We start from the raw sequence: 6,516 nt of genomic DNA on the forward strand, positions 1-6,516 counted from the left end.
GTCGGGATGAAAGCCAGGGCCAGGATTCGGATACCTTCATAAGCTAAACATTCATAGGCCCAAGACACAAGCTAGGAGAATTTTGTTATTATCAATGTCAACACAGGGGGAGGACATCACCTCTGTCTAAACAGCGGTCAGGGTTTCCCAGACTGAAGAATCCCTATAAGTCCCGTAAGGGCAACGTCGGGAGTATGTCAACAAAGCTAAACAGAATTCTATCGCTGATTTAATATTGGCCGCACTACCCAATAGCCGGCACCAAATGCAGTAATTACAATCAGACAAACAGCAACTACTAACCATATTCCATTCAAATTAGATACTTGGGTAGTACTTGTAAATCTATTGTGCCGACTTTCGTCTGGTTCTTCTGTAAATAGATGTTCTGGAAAATTTGGCTCTGTTACTCTAGGTTCAGTAAATGGTAGAGAAGGAGAAGGAGAGGGAAGTGATATTTCAGAATCTACCTCAAAATCAGAACTTAAATAATTAGAACTAACAGCATCAACCCTAGATTGAGAGTTAGGAAAAGAAGGTATTTGTGGTTTGGCTAACTGGGTGACTGACTGGGCAGTATTTAAAGTTTCTTGTAACTGGATTGCGGAGTTAAGAATTTTTTCAATTTCTTTTGTAAGTCTTTGATTTTGCTGCATTAACTGTTCATTATGAACTTTGAGGGATTCTAGCTTGATCTGAGCTGATTGTAGTTCAGCGGTGGCTTCTCTATATACAGAAATAGGTACAGATGGAGAATAGTTATTTTCTGATAATGGTCCATTTTTACCAGATTTACTAATATTTTGCATTATGTTACGATATAATACTAATTTGATGGATATTTTTCAATAATTATGACTGATAATTAGTGCAATTAGACCAAGAAAACAGAAATTCGTCAAATAAATTCAAAATTATAACCTCTGCCTGTTTGCGCAGCATTCCGTAGGAAAATATTGGGATTGAAATAAGGAAAATATTTTTGATTTTTTTTCAGGTACGAACGAGAAAAAGAATCCTTAATTAAACAATTATTGAAATTCACTTAGAACCAAAATTTTTGAACTTTGAATGCGTGAATTTTGAATTCAAAAAATGGTCAAGTCACAACTTCAAAAATTTACTCAAATAAATTGTATTTTCAAATAGCTGAATTTTTTTTGATTAATATCTATGAATTACTCTGAAACTAATAATGAACTATCTCAAGATTCAAATTTGCAAGAACTTAAATATGGAGAACGGAATATATTAGAAGGAGAGTTAATTACTTTTCCAAATCCCCGTATAGGACGACGTTATGAAATAAATATTAGTTTACCAGAGTTTACTTGTAAATGTCCTTTTTCTGGTTATCCAGATTTTGCCACAATTGACATTAAATATATTCCTAATGAACGAGTAGTCGAGTTAAAAGCTATAAAGTTATATATCAACAGTTATCGCGATCGCTACATTTCCCATGAAGAATCAGTCAATCAAATTTTAGATGATTTTGTAGCAGCTTGCGACCCTTTAGAAGTCAAAATTAAAGGTGATTTTTCTCCACGAGGAAATGTTCATACAACTATCGAAGTTGAACATTATAAAAAGTAAGCTAGTTCAGTTATCAGTTATCAGTTATCAGTACCACCTCTAAATTTCCATTTCTCCTGACTGCTGACTACTGACTATTGACTACTACAAAGAGCAAAAATACTTTTTCAGCAAACCCTAATTAGGGTTTGCTGATTAAATTTTAAAGCATTGTACAGATAAAGGTAAGTGCCTTTTTAGGTTTGGAAAAAGTACAAGGTTTTTGCTCTATAGAGCTGCAAAAAGTTAGGATTTGGGGTTACGCGAGGCAGAAAAATCAAGGGATAATTCTTCCTCCTGCCTCCTCTAAATTCCTTACTCCTCCTGTCTCCTGTCTCCTGTCTCCTGTCTCCTGTCTCCTATCTCCTGTCTCCTGTCTCCTGTCTCCTGACTCCTACCCTCACCCATAAAACTTTTTCAGCAAACCCTAATTAATATCCATATCCTGACTATCAACCTCTGGTTGAGAAGAGAAACTATCAATTAGTTCATCTGATGTAATTAGGTTTACTTTTTCCTCTGCTTCATCATCTAAAACTACATTAACAACTTCCTCAGTTTCTAACTCCTCTAATTCACAAACATTGATTTGATCTAAACGCGGCCCTTCCGCAGAGATAATAGTAAATTCAAGATTTTTGTAGCGTAACTTTTCGCCTTGAGTAGGAATTTTTTGTAATTGATAAATCAAAAATCCTCCCAAAGTTTGATAATCCTCAGTCACTGGTAAATCCAAATTTAAGAGTTCATTAACTTCTTCAACACTTAACTGTGCCTGTACAATAAAAGTCCGATCGTCTAACATTTGTAAGGGGAATTCTTCAGTGTCAGTTACTTCATAACTATCACCACTAATAATTTCAGCAATTAAATCCTCCCGCGTAATTAATCCGGCAGTTCCACCAAACTCATCAACTACTATTACCATTTCTGAGTGCTGAGGACTATTTGGAATTTGACCCATTCTTTGCATTAATGATAATAACTCATTCAGATACGTTTGTTCAGAAACGAATCTTGCAGGACGAATCCAAGACAAAATTAAAGTTTGTGGAGATAATAATCCTTGCCCTAAAGGTTTGGCCAATTCTTTAAAATCAATAATACCCTGAATATCATCTATTGATTCACCAACTACAGGATATTTAGAATAACCAGATTGCTGAATTTCATCTAACAAATCTTGAAAAGTGGCTGTACTAGAAATAGTATTTATATTTGTCCGTGGAACCATAATTTCTACAGCTAATACTTCCCCAAATTCAAATACATTACTAAGCAGTTGTCGTTCTTTTGCCTTTAAACCTGTTGATTCAGTAGAAGTAGAGATAATTAATTGCAATTCTTCTGGAGTAACAGGTGACCTCCAGGCACTAGCGGTATATTTAATTCCAACTATTCTTAATAACCAACGAGTTGATCGATTTAAAATCCAAATAAATGGATTAAAAAAACGAGAGATGGCTAGACTCAGAGGACCTAATAATTTAGATAACTGTTCTGAATAAATAAGCGCTACTGACTTTGGGGATAATTCTCCTAGCACAATTTGCAGGTAAGCCAAAATAAAAAAAGTGACAATAGGAATAGCTAGGGAGTGAGCGATCGCTTTACTAAGATAATCAGGTAGTGGTAGATCTGTTATAGTTTCTCTAACAATTATTACCATAGTTGCTTCGCCAATCCAACCCAAGGCCAAACTAGATAAAGTAATACCTAATTGAGTTGTTGAGAGAAGTCGTTCTATGCGTCTTTGAAGTTGCTGAACGATTTTTGCTTGAACATCACCTGCATCTACTAATTGATTAATACGTGACCTTCGCACAGAAACAATAGAAAATTCTGCCAGTACAAAAAAGGCATTAATAGTAATTAATAAAAACACTAACAAAAGTCGTAACAGTACATCTGTCCGTGTCAGTATATTTAAGCCTGGTATCTCTCCCAAACTTACTGCCATTGATTCTGCCTCAGACCTATGAATATTTTTATGTTTAAAATATACAATTTTTTATACTCTTAGGTAAAATTCCCAAAATTATATTTTATTATAGTTGTTGCTTATATGGGAATCCTAAATGATTTGTGAAAATTTTTATAGTAGTTAATATTAAGGCAAAACCTTGAAATTTATGACTGTACGTCGCCAATCCGACGGACGGTTCACCTTCCTAACTCATGTAGGGGCGATTTCCTACGAAATGCTCGGCAAACGCAAATCGCCCCTACCACCAAAATATTACAATTGAAATAGGATTGCTATATATGCTGGGTGAAAAAGTAGGACAACTATTGCTTTCTTAAACCTTTTTGCTATCTTTGAAAGATGCTTTATATTATTGCTCCCTCTAAGTTTTAGGAATTTTTTCAATCTATTTAGGAACAAGTATATTAATTGTCATGCCCTGTTTTTTATTTTCCAGGTTCAGCTCGGATTCAGGTTAATTTGGTAGATTTCTTTTGCTCTCCAAAACTAACTATTTAACTTAAGCAAAAAAACTGGGTTTAAAGCTTCGTGACACTAGGGAATTTTGACTTTTGAATTCATTTAAAAGGTATACTTAGCTTAGTTATATAGCAATCTTTATAACTCTTAGGATATTTCAATTCCCTAAAAATTAGACAAAGCAGAATTCTTTCTTCCGACTTCTACCTTATGCTAGAAATTATTATAGAGATATAGGGTTTCTCAAATTAGTGAGCTACATTTTTGCTTCTTATTTCCTCTCCCCTAAAACTTCAAACTTAAAACCTAAAATTTTCCACCTCACCATTATGATAATTGCCATAAATTAAGGAGTTTAAGTAGAGGCAACTTATTTTTATAGCTAGGAAAGAATTAGCTCTTGACAATTACTGATGATGAATCTCAGACTAAGAAATGTTTTTCATGCCTGTTCCCTATTCACTATTCCCTCTTCCCTCTTCCCTATTTTTGATAATTTTTTATAGCTAGGAAAGAATTAGCTCTTGACAATTACTGATGATGAATCTCAGACTAAGAAATGTTTTTCATGCCTGTTCCCTATTCACTATTCCCTCTTCCGTCTTCCCTATTTTTGATAATTTTTTATAGCTAGGAAAGAATTAGCTCTTGACAATTACTGATGATGAATCTCAGACTACGAAATGTTTTTCATGCCTGTTCCCTATTCACTATTCCCTCTTCCGTCTTCCCTATTTTTGATAATTTTTTATAGCTAGGAAAGAATTAGCTCTTGACAATTACTGATGATGAATCTCAGACTACGAAATGTTTTTCATGCCTGTTCCCTGTTCCCTGTTCCCTGTTCCCTGTTCAAATACAAAAGTAAAAATCAAAAATAAAATTAATCTATTTTAATTTTAGACATTTTCAAATCTAACTTTTGAGCTGGATAATCTGTAAGTTCTAGGGAAAGTTCTTTAGCATTATCTAATAAAGTAATTGGGATAGTAATAATACCATAATATCTTCTACCATTTGGTGGGAGTTCTCCTGGTAAATCTTCTGTACTGGCGCTAAGAACTCTTCCTTGTTCATCTGTAATATTCAAAAAACTGTATAAAAATCTTACAGCTCGGTCTCCTTGATTTTTTAAATTAACATCCAAAACTAGAGAGTTACCCCACCTACGGACTTTCTCAACTTCCAATACTACCCCACCATCACTACTGACAATTGGAAAAGTTTGCTGAGGCTGAGTTGCTTGATTAGACTTTGCCTTACCTTGTTTTTCCTGGGAGCCTTCAAGAGCCGTTTTTTTATCTACTACTCCACCATTTATAATGGTACTTTTGACATTGATAATAATTTTGTCCTCCTTTAAGAACACTAGCTCTTCTCGACGATTTGAATTGCTTTGATCACTTGCTAAGTTATTAGTGGGACGAGTATCTGGTTGAGTAATTCCTTTTAGAGCTTCTCTGCCCAGTTTAAATCCCCAAGAAGCACTACTCAAACCAGCACCAAACATTAGAGCTAGCAGACCTAGAGTTAGGAAAATACTAGAATTCATAGTTTTTTTATGTCTTAGGCATGATTTTACTTTTTTTTATGATATACTATATATTAATTGGATATAGTATAAGAATAAAGAACTCAGAATTATTAAATTAACCAATTCTGAATTATAAATTCTAAATTCTAAATTCTCAAGCGCCTTTGGCCGATTGGGGAGGCAGCGAGCTCATAATTCGCTTTCAGGCTGGTTCGATTCCAGCAGGGCGCATTTATTTAACTTAACGACCTATCCGCTTTTAGCAGTTCTGATTAACGAAGTCAGAAGTCAGAAGTCAGAAGTCAGAAGTTGTTTTTGTAACAGGGATTTATGCCCCGCTTCAAAAACATTTCGCTTTAAAAGTGGGGGCTTTAAACCCAATTCTTTTGGTAAATCCCTTGGAACTATGGGGCAGGATTGTTCATCGGTGGGTTACGGCGGACAGTTAAAAATTTGGTTCGCAATTCATAAGTATTTTGGCCTAATCTAGGCTATGTCTTACCTGTTTTTATGATTGGTAGTTTGACATTTTTTACGTCGAAAATGACTTCAAACCCATTATGAGTAAGGGAAATACCTGAAGTAGATCAAAATAGCTGTTTGCGTAGCATTCCGCAGGAAAACCTAGTGCCGTGTCAAGCCTTAAATTGTGGATTAGGAGCGAGCAACGAGCGAAGACCTCTCCCCCCTGCCCCTCCCCCTCTCCTGATGAGTGAGAGGGGGGAAGCTCCCCTTTCCCTTGTAGGGAAGGGGGTTGGGGGGTTAGGTTTTTTGGTTGTGCATCAATAAAGTGTGGGAAACGCCCTAGTATGCCGGGCCAATATAATCTAAAAGCACTGATATATCAAGCTTGAGGGCACTTGGGGAGCGAAAAAAGTGCAAATTTTTTAGCCTTTAAGACTAAAAATTTAGGACGGGTGGCAGACACTTCCCAAAAAGATACAGGTACAATTATTCCTCC

Annotated in this window: 4 protein-coding genes and 1 tRNA gene; 2 read left to right on the plus strand and 3 right to left on the minus strand. The window is 35.4% G+C overall.

Translation table 11 applies throughout. The annotated features are described in order from the left end of the window. Positions 1-218: 218 nt before the first annotated feature. A complete protein-coding gene (locus F6K40_RS37795) occupies positions 219-809 on the minus strand; it encodes a hypothetical protein (RefSeq protein WP_293144635.1) in 591 nt (196 codons plus the stop codon). A gap of 364 nt (positions 810-1,173) precedes the next feature. On the opposite strand from F6K40_RS37795, the gene queF reads away from it, so the two are divergent. Continuing rightward, positions 1,174-1,596 carry a preQ(1) synthase gene (queF, locus tag F6K40_RS37800; protein ID WP_293144638.1) on the plus strand — a complete coding sequence of 141 codons (423 nt, stop codon included), beginning with the start codon at positions 1,174-1,176 and terminating at the stop codon, positions 1,594-1,596. Between the two features lie 406 nt (positions 1,597-2,002). Here queF and F6K40_RS37805 read toward each other — a convergent pair whose 3' ends face one another. Then, positions 2,003-3,535 carry a hemolysin family protein gene (locus tag F6K40_RS37805; protein WP_293144641.1) on the minus strand — a complete coding sequence of 511 codons (1,533 nt, stop codon included), beginning with the start codon at positions 3,533-3,535 and terminating at the stop codon, positions 2,003-2,005. A gap of 1,369 nt (positions 3,536-4,904) precedes the next feature. Then, complete coding sequence (locus F6K40_RS37810) at positions 4,905-5,573, minus strand: hypothetical protein (protein WP_293144644.1); 669 nt, start codon at positions 5,571-5,573, stop codon at positions 4,905-4,907. 140 nt (positions 5,574-5,713) lie between these two features. Between F6K40_RS37810 and F6K40_RS37815 the strand changes: the two genes are divergently transcribed. After that, positions 5,714-5,786 (plus strand) — tRNA-Ile (locus F6K40_RS37815). The last annotated feature ends 730 nt before the right edge of the window (positions 5,787-6,516 follow it).

The sequence above is a fragment of the Okeania sp. SIO3I5 genome, from assembly GCF_010672085.1.
Classification (GTDB): domain Bacteria; phylum Cyanobacteriota; class Cyanobacteriia; order Cyanobacteriales; family Microcoleaceae; genus Trichodesmium.